This window comes from Ignavibacteria bacterium, assembly GCA_016873845.1.
GTDB lineage: Bacteria > Bacteroidota > Ignavibacteria > Ch128b > Ch128b > JAHJVF01.
Genome location: VGVX01000035.1, coordinates 1 through 17992 on the forward strand (window position 1 = coordinate 1; position 17992 = coordinate 17992).

General features: G+C 35.2%; 14 protein-coding genes. 12 read left to right on the top strand and 2 right to left on the bottom strand.

All coding sequences use genetic code 11. The features are described 5' to 3' along the window. Positions 1 to 521: enoyl-CoA hydratase/isomerase family protein (locus tag FJ213_07830; GenBank protein MBM4176067.1), on the bottom strand; the 521-nt coding region annotated here is incomplete at its 3' end. A 157-nt stretch (positions 522 to 678) separates the two neighbouring features. On the opposite strand from FJ213_07830, the gene FJ213_07835 reads away from it, so the two are divergent. From FJ213_07835 to FJ213_07875, 9 genes are all read left to right on the top strand, one after another. Then, positions 679 to 3216, top strand: a complete 2538-nt coding sequence (locus FJ213_07835) for a hypothetical protein (GenBank protein MBM4176068.1) — start codon at positions 679 to 681, stop codon at positions 3214 to 3216. A gap of 38 nt (positions 3217 to 3254) precedes the next feature. After that, the gene (locus tag FJ213_07840) at positions 3255 to 3812 is read left to right on the top strand and encodes a methyltransferase domain-containing protein (GenBank protein MBM4176069.1); all 558 of its coding nucleotides are present in this window, start codon (positions 3255 to 3257) and stop codon (positions 3810 to 3812) included. A 396-nt stretch (positions 3813 to 4208) separates the two neighbouring features. Continuing rightward, the gene (gene dnaA / locus FJ213_07845; protein ID MBM4176070.1) at positions 4209 to 5603 is read left to right on the top strand and encodes a chromosomal replication initiator protein DnaA; all 1395 of its coding nucleotides are present in this window, start codon (positions 4209 to 4211) and stop codon (positions 5601 to 5603) included. A gap of 385 nt (positions 5604 to 5988) precedes the next feature. After that, positions 5989 to 7098, top strand: coding sequence for a DNA polymerase III subunit beta (gene dnaN / locus FJ213_07850; protein MBM4176071.1), 1110 nt, complete (start codon positions 5989 to 5991; stop codon positions 7096 to 7098). Position 7099: 1 nt separating this feature from the next. Further along, positions 7100 to 8215, top strand: coding sequence for a DNA replication and repair protein RecF (recF, locus tag FJ213_07855; GenBank protein ID MBM4176072.1), 1116 nt, complete (start codon positions 7100 to 7102; stop codon positions 8213 to 8215). After that, positions 8190 to 8492: a DUF721 domain-containing protein gene (locus FJ213_07860; GenBank protein ID MBM4176073.1), complete on the top strand. Its 303-nt coding sequence runs from the start codon at positions 8190 to 8192 to the stop codon at positions 8490 to 8492. Before recF ends, FJ213_07860 begins: the two co-directional genes overlap by 26 nt. Positions 8493 to 8569: 77 nt before the next feature. Next, on the top strand, positions 8570 to 10543 hold the full coding sequence (gene gyrB / locus FJ213_07865) for a DNA topoisomerase (ATP-hydrolyzing) subunit B (protein ID MBM4176074.1): 1974 nt from the start codon (positions 8570 to 8572) through the stop codon (positions 10541 to 10543). Between the two features lie 59 nt (positions 10544 to 10602). Beyond that, entirely contained in the window at positions 10603 to 13035 is a 2433-nt protein-coding gene (gyrA, locus tag FJ213_07870; protein MBM4176075.1) for a DNA gyrase subunit A, read from the top strand. Positions 13036 to 13089: 54 nt separating this feature from the next. Continuing rightward, a complete protein-coding gene (locus tag FJ213_07875) occupies positions 13090 to 13563 on the top strand; it encodes a DinB family protein (GenBank protein MBM4176076.1) in 474 nt (157 codons plus the stop codon). A gap of 10 nt (positions 13564 to 13573) precedes the next feature. On the opposite strand, the gene FJ213_07880 is transcribed toward FJ213_07875, so the two are convergent. Continuing rightward, positions 13574 to 14611: a radical SAM protein gene (locus FJ213_07880; GenBank protein ID MBM4176077.1), complete on the bottom strand. Its 1038-nt coding sequence runs from the start codon at positions 14609 to 14611 to the stop codon at positions 13574 to 13576. A gap of 110 nt (positions 14612 to 14721) precedes the next feature. Here FJ213_07880 and FJ213_07885 point away from each other — a divergent pair, with 110 nt between their 5' ends. From FJ213_07885 to corA, 3 genes are all read left to right on the top strand, one after another. Continuing rightward, positions 14722 to 15480, top strand: coding sequence for an SDR family NAD(P)-dependent oxidoreductase (locus FJ213_07885; GenBank protein MBM4176078.1), 759 nt, complete (start codon positions 14722 to 14724; stop codon positions 15478 to 15480). A gap of 131 nt (positions 15481 to 15611) precedes the next feature. After that, positions 15612 to 16751: a hypothetical protein gene (locus FJ213_07890; protein MBM4176079.1), complete on the top strand. Its 1140-nt coding sequence runs from the start codon at positions 15612 to 15614 to the stop codon at positions 16749 to 16751. A gap of 39 nt (positions 16752 to 16790) precedes the next feature. Continuing rightward, complete coding sequence (gene corA / locus FJ213_07895; GenBank protein MBM4176080.1) at positions 16791 to 17900, top strand: magnesium/cobalt transporter CorA; 1110 nt, start codon at positions 16791 to 16793, stop codon at positions 17898 to 17900. Positions 17901 to 17992 lie beyond the last annotated feature (92 nt).

Below are 17992 nucleotides of genomic sequence, written 5' to 3' on the forward strand. Positions count from 1 at the left end.
CTCAATCCCCAATTTGAATCTCTCCACTCTGTATCTATTGTCATGCTTGCAAGCGCATTTAATCCTATTTTTCTTTCTATTGCAGGGGCAACAACAAATGGCCCGATTCCAAGTGCAAATTCGCTTAACCGGATCGAGACATTACTTGAAGCAATTGCATAATCGGCGGCCGAGATTAAACCAACCCCCCCTCCTACGGCCTTTCCATGAATTCGTGCGATTATAAACTTTGGACAGTTCGTCATCGCAATTATCAATCTAGCGAATCCCATGAAAAATTCTTTTCCGGTAACAAAATCTTTGATGGATTGAAGCTCGTCGAATGAAGCGCCTGCACAAAACGCACCGTTTCCGTCACTCGCTAGAATTATTATCTTAACATTTTTGTTGTTTCCAAGTTCATGAAATTTATTCGTCAAGTCTTTTAACAAAACTGATGGAAGTGAATTACCCTTTGGATGAGAAAATGTGATCTTCGCAATGTTATTATCGATACTTAGGTTAATGCTTCCGGTTTCCATCAGTTTTATCCTGTTTTTTCTTACGCGTTAATTTAATTAATTATCCGAATATTAGCTTTATGTTATAATTTACTTCTAAATTTTCTATCTTTATTAAATAGAATGCTGAAAAATTAAACTAATATGTCTCTTTTTCGTATACAAATCGAGATAAAAAATGAATTCCTTTAAAACATTTTACCTTTTAAATAGACAAAAGCTGCTGATTGCCCTTTCGACTTTTCTCGTTATCCTTGGTGCAGTAAACATTTATCACATTTTAATAGTTAATCAGATGTCAAATGATGAATGCATTTGGCTGCCAACCAGAATAAATAAAGATAGTACAGCTTTGCATTTTGATGTTGTAAAAGTTGATGGTGTTACATGGAATGCAGGAATAAGAAACGGAGATCGGCTCATAGCGATCAACGGCGTGAGTACAAAATCTGCTACAATTGCTCAAAACACATTAAACAAGGTTGATGCTGGCAAATATGCTGAATATGTTGTTGAGCGAAACGGTAAAATTTTCAAAACAAAGGTCTTAGTCAAAAAGTTAATTCAATATCCAAATCTTGGTTTTGGTTTGCTGGCGTTTATCTGGTTGGTTTTTGGATTCATTGTGATCATGGCAAAACCAGATGGCTTAGTGCAAAAATTATTTTACAGAATCGGTGCCGTTTATACAATTTATATGTCCGCTGTTTTAATCCCGCTTGGAAGCAGAATAGAGTATAATGTTTATTCTTATTTCCTATTAATCCCACTATTTGCACAAGTTTATCTACCAACTGTTTTAGTACATTTCTTTTTTGTATTTCCAAAACCTTTCAAATTCATCGAAAAAAAATGGGTTGTGCGAATACTGTATTTAGCACCGTTGATTGCCTATGCTGCGTCTCTTATGATCATATACCTTGTGTTTACTACGGGGAATGTTGCTTTTTACTCGCGATATTTTGGGATCTTAAATATCCTATTTCTGGTTGCATTAATTGTTGGATTTGTTTCCCTTCTTATAAAATTCAAAAATTTAAAAACAAAAGACGCTCGCCGCCCTCTATTTTTAATAGTAATTGCTTATGCAATTGGATTGACAAGTGTGATTTATACATCAACAATCGCTAACGCTATCGCTGACTCATTTTTTAATTCACCTGAGTTATTCGCCCCGATTATTTTAGTTGCTATAATTCCTATCGCTTTCGGTGTCAGTATCTTTAAATATCAGTTAATGGATGTTAGCATTGTTATCAAAAATGCTATTATTTACGGTGTCGCAACTATCATCGTTGCAGCTGTTTACTTTTTAGTTATTTATTTAATTGGTTTGTCTATCAGTGAGGCAATCGGTACAGAGTATCAGGGAATCATCGCTGGATTAATTTTTATAACTTTTGCGGTAATCTTTCAGTCAACGAAAGACAATTTCCAAGACCTGCTTACTCGGAAATTCTATCCAGAGCAATTCGCTTACCAAAAAGTATTAGTAAAATTTTCTACCGATCTACCTGGATTGGTCGGTTTGGAAAATATTCTCGATTCAATTACCGATACCTTTGAAGATTCCTTAAAAATTAAAAAATTCGGACTGTTACTGAAGAATGACCAAAATGAGTTTATTTTAAAAAGGAATTTTGGGCTTCATAATCAGAGCGTTAGCCCAGTTATTAATGAAAGCTTTTTTAACGATTTTTTATGGAAAAAACGTACGATTTCAAACAACTGTATAATAGAACAAGAAGATTTTAAGGATGTATTTGAGAATGATTCTTCCCTGTTGATTGAAGAAGAGATTCATTCTATTGTTCCAATGATGATTAAATCAAAGATTATCGGTTTTATTTTATTAGGGCTTAAACCATCTGGATCAAAATTCGCAGGAAAAGATATTGAGATATTATGTGCGGTGGCTTCACAGGCGGCCGTTTCAATTGAAAACGCAAAACTTTATAAGAAAGAAGTTCACAGACTTGCACTTGAACGAGACCTCGAAAACGCCAGAAAAATTCAACAAGGATTGCTGCCTCGATGTATTCCATCAATGCAAGGACTTGATATTTGCGGTGAAATGATTCCTGCTTTTCAGGTCGGTGGCGACTATTATGATTTGATACAAATCTCTCCGTCAAAAATTTTCGTACTCGTTGGAGATGTCTCTGGAAAGGGTTTACCGGCATCTTTAATTATGACCAAGCTTCAAAGCATGATCCAGTTATATTGCAGTGCAGATAAATCTCCGAAAGATATTTTGGTCGAAGCAAACAGAAAACTCTATAACACAATGGATAGAAATTGGTTTGTTACCCTCTCGCTCGGTTTATTTGACACAGAGAAAAAAATGTTAACTTACTGCAGGGCCGGCCATCCGAACCTATTGTATTCTTCAAACGGATTCACAAATTATATTGAGACTTCCGGAATTGGGCTTGGATTGGAACAGGGAGACGTTTTCCAAAAATCCCTTGAAGAGAAAGTTTTAACTCTCAAAAAAAATGACGTGTTTGTCTTTTATTCCGACGGGGTTTCTGAAGCGATGAATTCGAATCATGATATGTATGGATTTTCTAATCTTTCTGAAACCGTTGAGATTTATCAAAAGAACTCGGCAACTGAAATTTTAAGAAAAATAATCAACAGTCTGAGTGATTTCAGAGGTGAGCATGAACAAACTGATGATATTTCTCTAGTGGTTGTAAAAGTTAATTTCTAATTCTTCTAAATCTTAGCTTTTATTTTTATATTCGCTCAATGAAAAAATTAAATCTCGGCTGCGGGTATGATTTAAAAGAGGGCTACATCAATATCGATATTGTTGATTACGGAGGGAATGTAATTCACGATTTAAATTCATTTCCATATCCTTTTGATGATAATTCCTTCGATGAAATTTATTGTTCTCACGTTCTTGAGCACGTGGAAAGCTTTCATAAAACGGTAAACGAGATCTATCGAATATCAAAACCCAATGGAATTGTTAAAGTGTTTGCTCCTTTCTTCCTTAACACTAAATATTTTGGCGATCCTGATCACAAAATTCCCTTTGGCATTAGAACTTTCGATAATTATGAGTATATCGAGAATAAAAAATTAAAATTCTATGAAAAGTGGAAATTAAAGCACAGAACTAATTACAAAGTTGATGCTCAGTTCGAAATTCTAAAGAAACAATTTAATGTTTCTAATTTTTCTATTCTAAAATGGCTCAATATTCTTATTAATATTGAACCTGTAATGTATGAAAGATTTTTTTCGGGAATTCTTTCTCCTGAAGAAGTGATTTTTACTTTGAAAGTTATTAAGAAATAATTTTTCCTATGGTAATAATTCTTTAAAATATTTTTTCATAAATCAAAAAAACTTCTTGCTTTGAATTGACTACTTTATTAATATCTTTTTGTAAAAAAAGTTCTTTCATTTTGTGTGAATAAATTGTGGAAAACTTTTTTTGTGAAAATGTTTCACAAAAAATTGTGGTTTTTCTATCCACGAATTCCACATAAACTATTGTAAATTAAACCGCCGTATGTTATCATAACTCTTTCTTTTACAATAAGTTATAGAAATACACGTTGTGTGGATTTCTTGTGGAATATGATTGTATTTCAAGTAAATTATTAAATAAAACTGTTTAACTTTTTAGAGAAATTTTTGCCCCCAATTGTGAATAAAACGAAAAATGCTGTCTTAAATTTTACCGAGGAAATCTCAAAATCAAACACTGATGAGGCTCAGAAAGTTTGGAAAAATTGTATCCAAATAATTAAAGATCATATTGGCGGATTGTCATTCAAGACCTGGTTTGAGCCAATCATTCCAACTGACTTTTCAAATGATACCTTAACGGTAAAAATTCCAAACGACTTTTCTTGGGAATATATTGAGGTTCATTATAACACGTTGATTAAAAAAGCTTTACTTCATTCTATTGGAGATAAAGCTAAACTAGTGTACATAATTGATGATAAAATTAAAAATGAACCCGAGAAAATCATCGGCCATGAGTTAAAAGTAAAAACTTTTAATCAATTATCTACTCAAGAAAAATCAATTGATGTTGACGCGGCTATTTTTGAAACGCATTTGAACGAAAAATTTTCTTTTGATAATTTTATTAAGGGAGAAGGAAATCAACTTGCTCGTGCAGCGGCTTATGCAGTAGCCAATTCGCCTGGCGGAACTTCATTTAATCCACTTTTTATTTATGGCGGCGTTGGATTAGGAAAAACACATCTTATTCAAGCAGTTGGAAATGCAGTTTTAAAAAACAATAAAGCAAAAAGAGTTCTATACACAACTGCGGAAAAATTCACGATGGAATATGTTGATTCTATCAAAAAGAATAGTACAAACGAGTTTTCTTCTTTCTATCGTAAAGTTGATGTGTTGATCATCGATGATATTCAATTCTTCGCTCTTAAAGAAGCTACTACTGATACGTTCTTCCATATTTTTAACAGCTTGCATCAGCTTGGAAAACAAATCATTCTCTCGAGCGATAAACCACCGAAAAGTTTGTCGGGTCTTGATGAGAGATTAATTTCACGTTTTCACTGGGGTTTATCTGTTGATATTCAGCCGCCGGATTTAGAAACAAGAATTGCAATCCTCCTGAAAAAATGTGAATCTTTCGGATTAGAAATTAATTCTGAAATAATTGAATATATTTCTTCGAATATCACAAATAATATCCGCGAATTGGAAGGATGTTTGGTGAAAATTCTTGCACTTGCTTCTCTGGAAGGAAAAGAAATTACTCTTGAGCTGGCAAAAGAAGTTGTCAAATCCATAGCAACTGATAGAAAGTTTTCCATAACAGTTGAACAAATACAAAAAATTGTCAGCCAGTATTTCGAAATTCCAGAAGATATGCTTAGGTCTAAAACAAAAAAGCAGGAGTTTGTTCAAGCACGTCAGATAGCGATGTATTTCTGCAAAAAGTTTACCAATGCTTCCTTAAAAACAATCGGCCTGCATTTTGGTGGAAGAGATCATTCCACAGTAATTCATTCAATTCAGTCTGTGGAAGAAATGCTGACCGAGGATAAATTTATTTCTATAATTAATTCGATTCAGCGAAAAATAGAAATAAGCAGCTAATTTGTTCCGGGCTCGATCATAATATTAGAAAATTCCTTGTGGATAACATTTGATCATTTTTTGTGGAATTATGTTTATTAAGAGTTAACAAATGTATAAATCGAAGCCAAGAATTTGCTCGCGTTGATAAGTAAAAATTACATACATTCGGTTGTTGAAAAATATCGTTATGAATCTCTAATAAATTTGGTACTAATGGAGTATTTCAACAAATCAACATGCTTATTATTATACTTAGTTTAAAGAAATAACTTAATTATTATATAGAGGAAAAATAAACTCAATTCGTTGTTTATTTAATGTTTTTGAATGCCAGTACCAATAAATTCAATTGAGAAGCAGTTAATATTTTCGTAAATTTTCAAGTCTTTTTAAGGAATATCCAATGGAATTTAAAGTAAACACACAAGAATTTGAAAAAGTATTAAACCAGGTAGTGTCGATAATACCGGCAAGATCTCCAATGCCGATACTCGATCATTTTTTATTATCTATCAAAGATAATATGCTCTCGGTTTATGCTACAGATATGCAAATTGCACTTCAAACCTCAATTCCTGTTACTTCTGCTCAGGAAACCAGCATCGCGGTGCCGGCTAAATTATTACACGACACTATAAAATCATTGACAGATACGGATGTTAAAATCAGTACCGATAAAGATCAAAAAATTAAAATTACTACGGATACTGGTGTTTTTAAGATTTCGTATTTAGAATCGGCTGACTTTCCACACCTGCCTGCTTTTCAAGAAATCTATAACTTTTCAATAAGCACCGATCGTCTAAAAAGAGCACTTGATACAACGAATTCTGCAATAAGCAAGGAAGAAGCACGTATTTCAATGACTGGTGTTTTAATGGAATTGAAGAGTGATGAACTTCGATTTGTTGCGACAGATGCACATAGATTAGTAAAATTGTCATACATGGACTTTCAAAACACGATTGAAAAGAAAATAATCATTCCGGGTCGCGCTGTGCAAGTCGTATCAAAAATGTTATCGGACAGCGACGTTCGGGTTTCGTTCAATGATTCTCAGATTAGACTTGAACAAGGCAGTATAGTATTTGTCTCTCGTTTAATAGAAGACCAGTATCCTAATTATGAAAGTGTAATTCCATTAGAAAACGATAATTTACTTGAGACTTCAAGAGATGAATTAACGAACGTTCTCCGGAGGATTTCATTATTTACAAGTTCTCAAACGAAACAGGTGAAATTTTCAATATCAAAAGATATTCTTTCACTATCTGCAGAAAATATAGATCTTGGAAGTGAGGCAAACGAAAAAATTCTGTGCGATTATCAAGGTGCGCCGATGGAGATCGCTTTCAATTCAACTTATGTTAGCGAAGCAATAAGAAATATTAATACTGAGAGAGTAATATTCAAGCTAAACAATCCAACAAGAGCCTGTATTTTAGAACCTAAAACTCAAGTTGAAAACGAAAATCTTTTGGTATTAATTATGCCGATGAGACTCAACACGTGAGATGTACTTAAAATCACTTTCTTTGTTGAACTTTCGGCTTCATAAAAGCACTGTTCTAAATTTTTCGGAGGGATTGAATTATATCGTTGGGGGAAATGGACAGGGAAAAACCACGATACTTGAAGCAATTCACTATATCTCAACCACAAAGAGCTTTATCGCGAACAGCGAGAGTGAAATAATAAACTTTGATGAAATACTATATGAAATAAAGGCAAACGTATCAGATTTAATTGATGACAACATGGTAGTTAGATACGATATTAACGAGAATAAAAAACAATATGCTTTGAACGGAAAACTTATTTCGAGTCCATCGGATATAGTTGGAAAATATCCCGTAGTACTACTGTCACCGCGTGATTCTAAAGTTACTGAAGAATCGCCTCAGGACAGAAGAAAATTTGTTGATTCCATAATCTCTCAATACAGCATATCATATTTTCAAAATTTTCTCGAATACAAGCGTATACTTCGGCAGAGAGCTTCTCTTTTGTTTCAAATAAGAGAAAGCTACAGGCAGGAACTTATTGACGAGCTAAAAGTCTGGACCGAAAAATTAATCGATATTGGTACAAAACTGATAAAAGGCAGAATACAGTTTATATCAGAATTTAAACCTTATGTCGAGTCGGCTTACGCTTTCATTATGGAAGGAATTGAAATCCCGGACATTCAATATCGAACAATCACCGATGAGATTAATCCAGATATAGAAAATCATTTCAGAAGACTTATCGATGAAGAAAATGGAAACGAGATTCGGCGAGCAGCAAATCTTGTCGGTCCTCATAGAGATGATTATAAGTTTTTATTAAACGGGATAGATCTCAGAACTTTCGGCTCTCAAGGTCAGCATAAAACGTTTCAAGTAGCATTACGTTTTGCAGAATATTTTTATTTGCGTGATAAATTGAACAAAAATCCTTTTTTCTTGCTCGACGATGTATTTGGAGATTTGGATAAAAATAGAGGAAAAAAAATAAGCGAACATTTAGGAGACTTAGGGCAAGCATTTATAACACTTACAGATTTTACAGATATTTCAGCTCTTAGGAAGTCAGAAAAAGATTCTGTTTTCAAAATCAAAAATGGAAAAATTGAAAATGCAAACTGATCCGAAATCGTTGTCTAATGCATTGAATGATGCAGCTAAATATTTTAAGCTGACAGAAAACATCCAAAAAGGAGATGTTCTCTTATTGTTTGAAAAAATTGTTGGGCCAAACATTGCAAAGTTTGCAAACGCAAAGATGTTTATAAAAGGAGTTCTGGTTTTGGAAGTCGAAAGTTCGTCATGGAAGAATGAACTTTTTTTAATGCGGGAAGAAATCAGAGAAAAAATAAATCAACATTTCAAAACGGAAGTAGTAAAACAAATTAGAATTATATAATTATGGCAAGTAAAAAAGCTATCAAAAAAGAAAAGAAGTTGAGCAAGATAGATAAAGAGAAGAAACAATCAGCAGCCATGAAGAAAGATGAATACGGCGCGGAAAGCATTCAAGTACTAAAAGGATTAGAAGCGGTTCGTAAACGTCCTGCCATGTATATTGGAGATACTGCATCGAGAGGCTTGCATCATCTTGTAAATGAAGTCGTTGACAACAGTATAGACGAAGCTCTGGCAGGTTTTTGTAAAAACATTCTCGTTACAATTCACAAAGATAATTCTGTGACAGTGGAAGATGATGGGCGAGGCATTCCTGTAGATATGCATCCAGTTGAAAAACGCTCTGCCCTTGAAGTCGTAATGACAGTTCTGCATGCAGGAGGAAAATTTGATAAGCAAACATATAAAGTATCAGGTGGATTACACGGAGTTGGAGTTTCGGTTGTTAACGCTTTATCCGAATGGATGAAAGTTGAAGTCTACCGCGATGGAAAAACGCATTTTCAAGAATATGAAATAGGAATACCATTATCCAAAGTAAAAGTTATTGGACCTGCGCCAAAAAATAAAACAGGAACCAAAGTAACTTTTTACCCGGACAAAAAAATCTTCAAAGACATTAACTTTAAGTTCGACATTCTCGCCGAGAGAATGATGGAGCTCGCTTACCTCAACAAAGAAATTAAAATCAAAATAAAAGATGAGCGAAACAAAGAGGAGGAAGAATATCATTACAAGGGAGGCATAATAGAATTTGTAAAATACCTTGATGAAACAAGAAATGCTTTGCATAAAACTGTTTACATCGAGGGAGTAAGAGATGATTTTCCAATAGAAGTTTCTTTTCAATACAACGATTCTTTCCAGGAAAATATTTTCACTTATGTAAATAATATCAATACTCACGAAGGCGGGACACATTTAGTTGGCTTCAAAACTGCACTTACCAGAACCCTGAATAACTACGCCTATAAGAATAATCTCATCAAAGAAGGAAAATTGACTCTAATAGGAGATGATTTTCGCGAAGGAATTACAGCAGTAATTAGCGTAAAGGTCGCAGAACCGCAGTTTGAAGGGCAAACAAAAACAAAACTTGGCAACAGTGAAGTAAAAAGTGCAGTTGAAACGCTTATAGGGGACAAACTGGCAGAATTTCTAGAGAACAATCCTGGTGTTGGGAAAAAAATAATTGAGAAAGTTGTAAAAGCTGCTGAGTCTCGCGAAGCAGCGCGCAAGGCACGCGATCTTGTCCGGAGAAAAAATGCATTGGATGATATGAGTCTTCCAGGAAAATTAGCAGACTGTTCGATTCGTGATCCTGAGCATTGCGAAATTTACATTGTTGAGGGAGATTCCGCAGGGGGTAGTGCAAAACAAGGAAGAGATAGAAGATTTCAGGCGATTTTACCGCTTAAAGGAAAAATCTTGAATGTTCAAAAAGCAAGACTCCATAAAATACTTGAAAACGATGAGATCAAAGCCATTATTACTGCAGTCGGTGCAGGGCTGGGGGACGATTTCGATTCCGATAAAGCTCGCTATGGAAAAATTATTCTTATGACAGATGCTGATGTTGATGGAAGCCATATTAGGACTTTGCTATTAACATTCTTTTTCCGGCACATGAGGGATTTAATCGAAGCTGGAAAAGTCTACATTGCACAACCGCCTCTTTTCAGAATTAAAAAGGGAAGAGAAGAATATTATGCATATGATGAAAAAGAGAGAGACGATTTAATTAAAAGACTAAAAGGAAATGGGAAAGCAAAAGCAACTGAGGTAGAAGAAATAACTGAAGAAGTGAGTGAAATGGAAACCAAGCTGCCCGGTGGTATTGTAATTTCACGATACAAAGGTTTGGGAGAAATGAATCCAGAACAGCTTTGGGCAACCACAATGAATCCCGAGACTCGCACAATTTTGCAGGTGACAGTTGAAAATGCAGCAGCAACTGAGAAAATATTTGAAATTTTAATGGGCGATCAAGTTGAGCCGCGAAGAAAGTTCATCGAGAAGAATGCAAAGTATGTTAGAAATTTGGATGTGTAGAAAAGACAAGTCACTTTTAAAACATCTTTACAACTTGATTTTTAATTTTTGAGATATATATGGCAACACTTTTTGAAAAAATAGTTCCTGTAACAATAGAAGAAGAAATGCGCGGCTCGTATATCGATTACGCAATGTCAGTAATCGTTGCAAGAGCGCTTCCAGATGTAAGAGACGGATTGAAACCTGTTCACCGCAGAGTTCTTTACGGAATGCATGAACTCGGGCTTGCCCATAACCGCGCGTATAAAAAATCTGCAAGAATTGTTGGCGAAGTTCTCGGAAAGTATCACCCGCACGGCGATTCGGCTGTTTATGATACGATGGTTAGGATGGTTCAGGACTTTTCTCTTCGCTATCCTTTAGTAGCTGGGCAGGGAAACTTCGGCTCGGTTGATGGCGATTCTCCTGCAGCAATGCGATACACCGAAGCTCGGCTTGCAAGAATTTCGGAAGAAATACTGCGTGATTTAGAAAAGAATACAGTCGACTTCGCTCCAAATTTTGACGACAGCTTGCAAGAGCCGACTTTGATGCCATCCTACCTGCCGAATCTTTTAGTGAACGGAAGCAGCGGGATTGCGGTTGGAATGGCGACTAATATTCCTCCACATAATCTAACTGAGGTTATTGATGGATTGATTGCCCTTATAAAAGATCCTGATCTCAAAAATGAAAAGTTGATGAAATACGTAACCGCACCAGATTTTCCTACTGGAGGAATTATTTATGGTTACGATGGGGTAAAAGATGCTTATACGACCGGACGTGGCAAGCTGACGATCCGTGCAAAGGCGAATGTCGAAACATTAAAAAACAACCGCGAGAATATTGTTGTATCAGAGCTTCCGTATCAAGTGAATAAATCCTCTCTTATAGAAAAGATTGCAGATCTAGTACGAGAAGGAAAGCTGGATGACATTTCTGATGTTCGAGATGAATCCGACAGAGATGGATTGCGAATTGTAATCGAATTGAAACGCGACGCTCAGACGGAAGTCGTTATGAATCAGCTTTATAAGCATACAAATATGCAAGTCACATTCGGCGTAATTATGCTTGCGCTTGTTAATGGCGTGCCAACCGTTCTGACTCTTAAAGAAGCGATGCAGCATTTCATCGACCATCGTCATGAAGTTCTTGTTAGAAGAACAAAATTCGATTTAGATGCAGCTGAGAGGCGTGCGCATATTCTCGAAGGATACAAGATTGCACTCGACCACATTGATGCGATTGTTCAACTGATTAAAAAATCAAAGGATGTTGAAACGGCAAAGACTGGATTAATGAAGAAGTTCAAGCTTAGTGAAATTCAAGCTAAAGCTATTCTTGATATGCGTCTGCAGCGTCTTACCGGATTAGAACGAAAGAAGATAGAAGATGAATACAAAGAGACGATTAAATTAATTGAAAAACTTCGTGCAATACTTGCAAGCAAAGTTAAAAGAATGCAATTGATCAGCGAGGAACTTCTTCAAATTAAAGAAAGATACGGAGACGAAAGAAGAACTCAAGTAATCAAAGATTACACGGAGTTCAATATTGAAGATATCATTGCCGAAGAAGACGTCGTAATTACAATCTCCCACAATGGATATATTAAAAGATTTCCAGTCAGTGGTTACAGAAGACAATCAAGAGGCGGAAAGGGCGTAACAGGAGCGGCAACTCGCGAAGATGATTTTATCGAACACATGTTCATTGCCTCAACACACAATTATATTCTCCTTTTCACAGATCAAGGAAGATGCCATTGGCTGAAAGTTTATGAAATTCCGGAAGGGGGCAGAGCAACCCGCGGAAGATCAATTTTAAATTTAATAAAAGTAGATAAAGGTGATAATATTCGGGCATTTGTCTCTATTAGAGATTTTGATCCAAAAAAATATGTTGTTATGGCAACGGAAAAAGGATTGATTAAAAAAACAAAACTTGACGCTTTCAGCAATCCGCGGAAGGGCGGAATTATCGCGATCAATCTCAAAAAGGGAGACAAGCTTATTGAAGCAAAAGTAAGCGAGGGAACGGATGATTTAATAATTGGTACTTATGAAGGAATGGCAATTAGATTCAGCGAAACAGATGTGAGAGATATGGGGCGCGGTGCGGCAGGAGTTAAAGCTGTTAAACTGAATAAAACCGACCGTGTTGTTGGGATGATCGTTTCGAAACGCAAAGCATCGGTTTTAGTAGTTACCGAACAAGGATTCGGAAAAAGAACTGAAATTGATGAGTATAGAATCACTCGTCGAGGTGGTAAGGGAGTAAGAACTCTCAAGACAAGTGATAAAAACGGCAAGATGGTTTCAATCAGAGAATTAGAAGATAATGACGATCTTGTGATAATTACAAATAAAGGGATGATAATTCGCCAGCACGCAAAAGATCTTCGATTGATGGGAAGAAACACTCAAGGAGTTCGGCTGATTCGACTAAATCAAAATGATAAGATTGCTGCCATTGCACGAGTAATCCCTGAAGAAGAAGAATGAGAATAATTCAAATTGAAAATTAGATATTGAAAATTTTTACCCAAAAAGTTGTAAATGAATTCGGAAGCAATTAAGAAAATATTTAACTCTCTCAAGTTAAGAGACGGAGTTGCGCAAAAACTTATTTCACTTTTTCCAGATGACAAACTTAATTGGAAGCCGTCAAACGAAGTTCGAACAGTCCAAGAAATCGTCGCTCATATTTATGGCGGGGCAAGAGCAAGTGTAAAGGCAATACAAACCGGAACACTCACAAAAGAAGAAAGCGATAAATTTGAATCAAGTTCGGCGTCAACAAATACTGAGCTTTTAAAGCTTTGCAAAGAAAGCTTTGATTCAATTTATGAAGTTGCCATGAATTCGACAGATGAAGTTCTCAGAAAGACCACTAATATTTTTTATGGCGATTTTACAGTTGGCGATGTACTTGAATTTTTTCCGGTGGAACATTCACATCATTATGGACAACTGACGGTTTATGCAAGGATACTTGGTATTACTCCGCCATTTGCATATGATTTTGAATAAATTTATTTAATTATCTTACCCGCTTAAAAATCTCACACTTTGTACAAATATTTTTCTCCACCGAACCTTTATAGTCAAGCGTGTTGAATAAACTTCTAGAATATTTATAATTTTCTCCATGCCAAATTTCTTGTATGGATTGGGAATTTAAATCGCCCCAAACGTTATCTTTATTAGTAATCCAGCAGCATGGCGTAACTTTGGCATCTGGATTAACTACAATTGAAGAAAAAAGTTGATAGCATGGTTTATCATTTATCGGAAGTTTGTTTTCGTTCCTGTAATAATCAAGAATGAATTTCTGATTTTTTGGCAGCCAAAGATTTTTTCTTTCTTCCAATGTCCCAGGAAAAGAAATATCAGGCAAATCATCAGCCAGACCCATATTATCAAAGGTTATCTCAACACCAAGCTCGCGAGCCATTAATTCCGCTTTGTCGATTTCGTGCTCATTGTATTTATTAACTAAAAATTTCCAGACGATTTTCGGATCGCGCTTTCGCAGATTTTTTTTGGCAGCGACGGTCTGTTTAATATTCTCTATTACCCAATCAAACCTTCCTTTAACGCGGTATCGTTCATAAGTCTCTTGCGAAGCCCCATCTGCAGAGATTACCAATTGATGAAGTCCCGACCCGATTAATCTTTCAAAAAATTGAAAATTCTGTCTCAAGCTGAAATTACTATGAGTAATTGTATAAATGCTTCTCGAGACAGACTCTTCAATCATTTGAAAAATTTCTGGATGCAATAATGGCTCGCCCCAATTAAAAAGAACTAAAACTTTCAATGAAGGAATCTTGTCGAGAACAATTTTAAATGTCTCAAATGACATTCTCCCCTTGTCATAATTTTGAGTTTTTGATGCACACAGAGGACAATCAAGATTACAGATGTTTATAGGATCAATTACCGCAGCGCGTGGAAGCTTTGGAGAGAGAGTGTTTACATTAAAATTATACCGCAGCATTTCCGTGATTTTATTTTGGGTGCTAGAGGACAGCCGCTGCCAAATAGAAAGATAAATGTTAAAGAAGAATTTTTTCATTCAGTATTTGTAAAAAGCAGAATTAATTCTAAGTTTGACTAAGAAAAATTCTATTAAGAATAATCAATTACGAACTCTGCATAAACAAATTAAAATAGTTTAGTTAAAAAATGAAATTTAAGGATAAAGTTGTTTTAATAACCGGTGCATCTGAAGGAATTGGAAAAGCTCTAGCAATTCAGCTTGCACAGAAAAAATCAAAACTTCTTCTGCTCGCACGCAACGAAGAGAAGTTAGCAGAACTCGCAGAAAACTTAAATCAGTACACAGAAGTTCTATATCACAAATGTGACGTGACAAATCTTAATGACATTGAAGTATCGATCGGAAAAGCGACTGATAATTTTGGAAGGATAGATATAGCGATTCTAAATGCCGGGGTCGGCTGCAGAATGAAGATAATCGAATTCGATTTAGAGCGAACCGAAGAAATAATTGCGACAAATTTTTTTGGAGTAATTAATTTTTTTAAATACCTTATTCCATTATTTAAAAAACAAAATTCTGGAACCATCGTGGGAGTCTCATCATTGGCAGATGTTCGAGGTTTTCCGGGATCGGCAGCTTATTGTTCTAGTAAATCAGCACTGACAACATTTTTCGAATCTGCACGGATTGAGTTAAAGAAGGAGAATATTAAAATAATAACCGTACGTCCGGGTTTTGTTAATACAAATATGATCAAGGCGAATGAATTCACAATGAAGTTTGTACTTGAAGTAAAAACAGCTTCGAAAAAAATCATCAAAGGAATTGAGAAAGATAGTAACGTTATTCAATTCCCATTTATACTTTCTTTTCTAACATACTTGGTAAAAGCGTTGCCTATTTTTCTATTTGACTCGCTTATGTCAAGAGGTATTAAGTAAAATAAATAGCCAACCTTTTGTATTTGCGGGAAGTTAAAAGTATCAAAAAAAGCAGACAATTATTTTGGGCAAACTTCCGACTTTGCTAACTTGCAATAAAAAGTGATTCTTAAACTCTCATTAGGATACTTATGAAAAAAAAGACTCTAACCATTATTTTTTTAATTCTTATTATTGAAATCTCATTTGCACAAAGAGTTGAAGTTAAAGACTATCAAGTCCCAATAAGCCGCGCACAAATTTTACGAACAAGCGCATTTTGGAATTGGGGGCAGATTGGCGATTCTGTTTCGACAAACAGCGCCACCGCCGATTTAATTTTTCGAAAGTTTTATTCGTCACTTCCATTTGCTTGGTTTTTAGATGCCGACGTTTCCGGAGGAAAAGCGTTTTCAAAATATTCACACGATATAAACATTAAAGCAAGCGCAAGGAAATATATTTGGGAAGAACGAGATCTATTTGCTTTCACGGAGATAAACGCACGGCACATCGATTATTACAAACAGATCTCTTCAAGCTTGACTTTCGGAGCGGGTTACGGCCGATATATTGATGCGACCGCACTTGCTAAAGCGGTAAGAATAGAAGAGCATTTGATCAAGGAGTCGGTCATTAAGGGACATCTTCCAAAAAACACAATGGTTAAGATCGCAAACATCATTGAACGGGAGCCTGAATATGAGGATATATATTCAGACACCTATGAAACATTTTGGTTTTTTGATATTGAAAACGAAATAAAAGCATCCGACATGTTGATCGGAAATAATCTGGGCGCAATTGGAATTCTAAGAATGCGTCAAGTTCTTTTTGGAATCAACGAAAGAGTTAATAACAGATATTATGGCTGGGATGTTACTTTTGGAACCCGTTTTGACCTTACAAGATTTGACAAGGGAAAGATAGGCTCTCCGAATTTAAATTTAGCAGGGCGATATTCATATCCGCTTGGCTGGAAATTTCAAATCAACACAATAGGAGAAATATATTCTCCACTCGATTCACTTTTTGCAAAACAAATCACCTCAAACATTGGATTTGATTTCATCTACGAACTTAGCAATAGAATAAATCTTGTTACGAGCTATAAGCTCGGTCTTCAGAAGCCCAGCAGCGGCACTACCGAAGCAACAAACATATTTAATACTGCGTTTCTTTTTTATCTCGAAAATGAAATTTATTTCGGAATTAATGGATCGCTTCAGCGGATCGGAAACAGACCTCGAGTGATTGGACTATCAATGACGTTGCAGTATAATTTATTCTAAAGTATAAATAATGTGGAACTATTAATAAAAAGAAGAAAAATGAAAAAACACCTAGCTGGCTTAAAGATTCCAAGAATTAAAATCCATATTCCAAGAAAGAAGCATCATCCCCCAGGGACTTCGCCAGGAACAATTCATCTTAAAGAAAAAAAGAAAACAGAAACTAAAGTTGTCGTTACCAGATATACAAAAGATAATCACGAAGAGCTCTCCTTCAATAATCTATTAGACGTTTTTAAATACAAAAACCTCGATGGTGTAATTTGGATCAACATTGTCAGCTTTAAAAGCATAGATGAGTTTAAAAAGTTTGGAGAGCATTTTAATTTGCATTCTTTAGCAATGGAGGATGTATTTAACGTTGGGCAAACACCCAAGCTCGAAGTGTACGACGAACATAATTTTATTTGTTTTCGTCAGTTGACGAATGAAGGAAGTTTATCGGAAAACGAGATCGACATTTTTTTTCTTAATAATCTAATAATAACTGTCAGCGAAAACGGAACAGATCCATTTGAACCTATCAGAAAAAGGATTCAATTACCCTCAGCTCGCCATAGAAAACATAAAGCAGATTATCTGCTTTATACAATTTTAGATTTGTTAATCGACGAGATGTTCCCTGTTCTAAATTCAATTGGAGATGAAATAGAAAAATTGGAAGATGAACTTCTCGAAGATCCGGTGAAAGAAACGATTCACAAAATCCATGAAATAAAAAGGAAACTATTGGTATTGCGTAGGGTGATCTGGCCGGAAAGAGAGGTTTTAAGTCAGCTGTACAGAAACGATAGGGGGTTTATCAAAGCTTCTACTAAAATTTACTTAAGAGATTCGTATGATCATTCAATACAATTAATTGAGATAATTGAAACATACCGCGAGCTGGCTTCAAACATGATCGATGTCTATCTATCAAGTGTGAGTAATCGTATGAATGAAGTAATGAAAGTCCTGACAATTATTGCGACGATATTTATACCGCTAAGTTTTATCGTTGGTTTTTATGGAATGAATTTCGATACTTCGGTTAGTCCTTGGAACATGCCTGAATTAAAGTGGTATTTCGGATATCCATTTGTCATTTTAATTATCATTCTAGTTTCGGGAGGAATGCTTATATATTTCAAGAAGAAAAAATGGTTATAACTATAAATTCTAATTTTTGTGTATGATAAGAAAAAATAATTATCTTACTAGCGTATATATTATTAAAAACAGATTTTACAATTAACACGTAG

Coding starts and splice junctions, on each gene's coding strand:
- FJ213_07835 (MBM4176068.1), top strand. CDS start 679: ATGAATTCCTTTAAAACATTTTACCTTTTAAATAGACAAAAGCTGCTG.
- FJ213_07840 (MBM4176069.1), top strand. CDS start 3,255: ATGAAAAAATTAAATCTCGGCTGCGGGTATGATTTAAAAGAGGGCTAC.
- dnaN (MBM4176071.1), top strand. CDS start 5,989: ATGGAATTTAAAGTAAACACACAAGAATTTGAAAAAGTATTAAACCAG.
- recF (MBM4176072.1), top strand. CDS start 7,100: ATGTACTTAAAATCACTTTCTTTGTTGAACTTTCGGCTTCATAAAAGC.
- FJ213_07860 (MBM4176073.1), top strand. CDS start 8,190: ATGGAAAAATTGAAAATGCAAACTGATCCGAAATCGTTGTCTAATGCA.
- gyrB (MBM4176074.1), top strand. CDS start 8,570: ATGAAGAAAGATGAATACGGCGCGGAAAGCATTCAAGTACTAAAAGGA.
- gyrA (MBM4176075.1), top strand. CDS start 10,603: ATGGCAACACTTTTTGAAAAAATAGTTCCTGTAACAATAGAAGAAGAA.
- FJ213_07875 (MBM4176076.1), top strand. CDS start 13,090: ATGAATTCGGAAGCAATTAAGAAAATATTTAACTCTCTCAAGTTAAGA.
- FJ213_07880 (MBM4176077.1), bottom strand. CDS start 14,611: ATGAAAAAATTCTTCTTTAACATTTATCTTTCTATTTGGCAGCGGCTG.
- FJ213_07885 (MBM4176078.1), top strand. CDS start 14,722: ATGAAATTTAAGGATAAAGTTGTTTTAATAACCGGTGCATCTGAAGGA.
- FJ213_07890 (MBM4176079.1), top strand. CDS start 15,612: ATGAAAAAAAAGACTCTAACCATTATTTTTTTAATTCTTATTATTGAA.
- corA (MBM4176080.1), top strand. CDS start 16,791: ATGAAAAAACACCTAGCTGGCTTAAAGATTCCAAGAATTAAAATCCAT.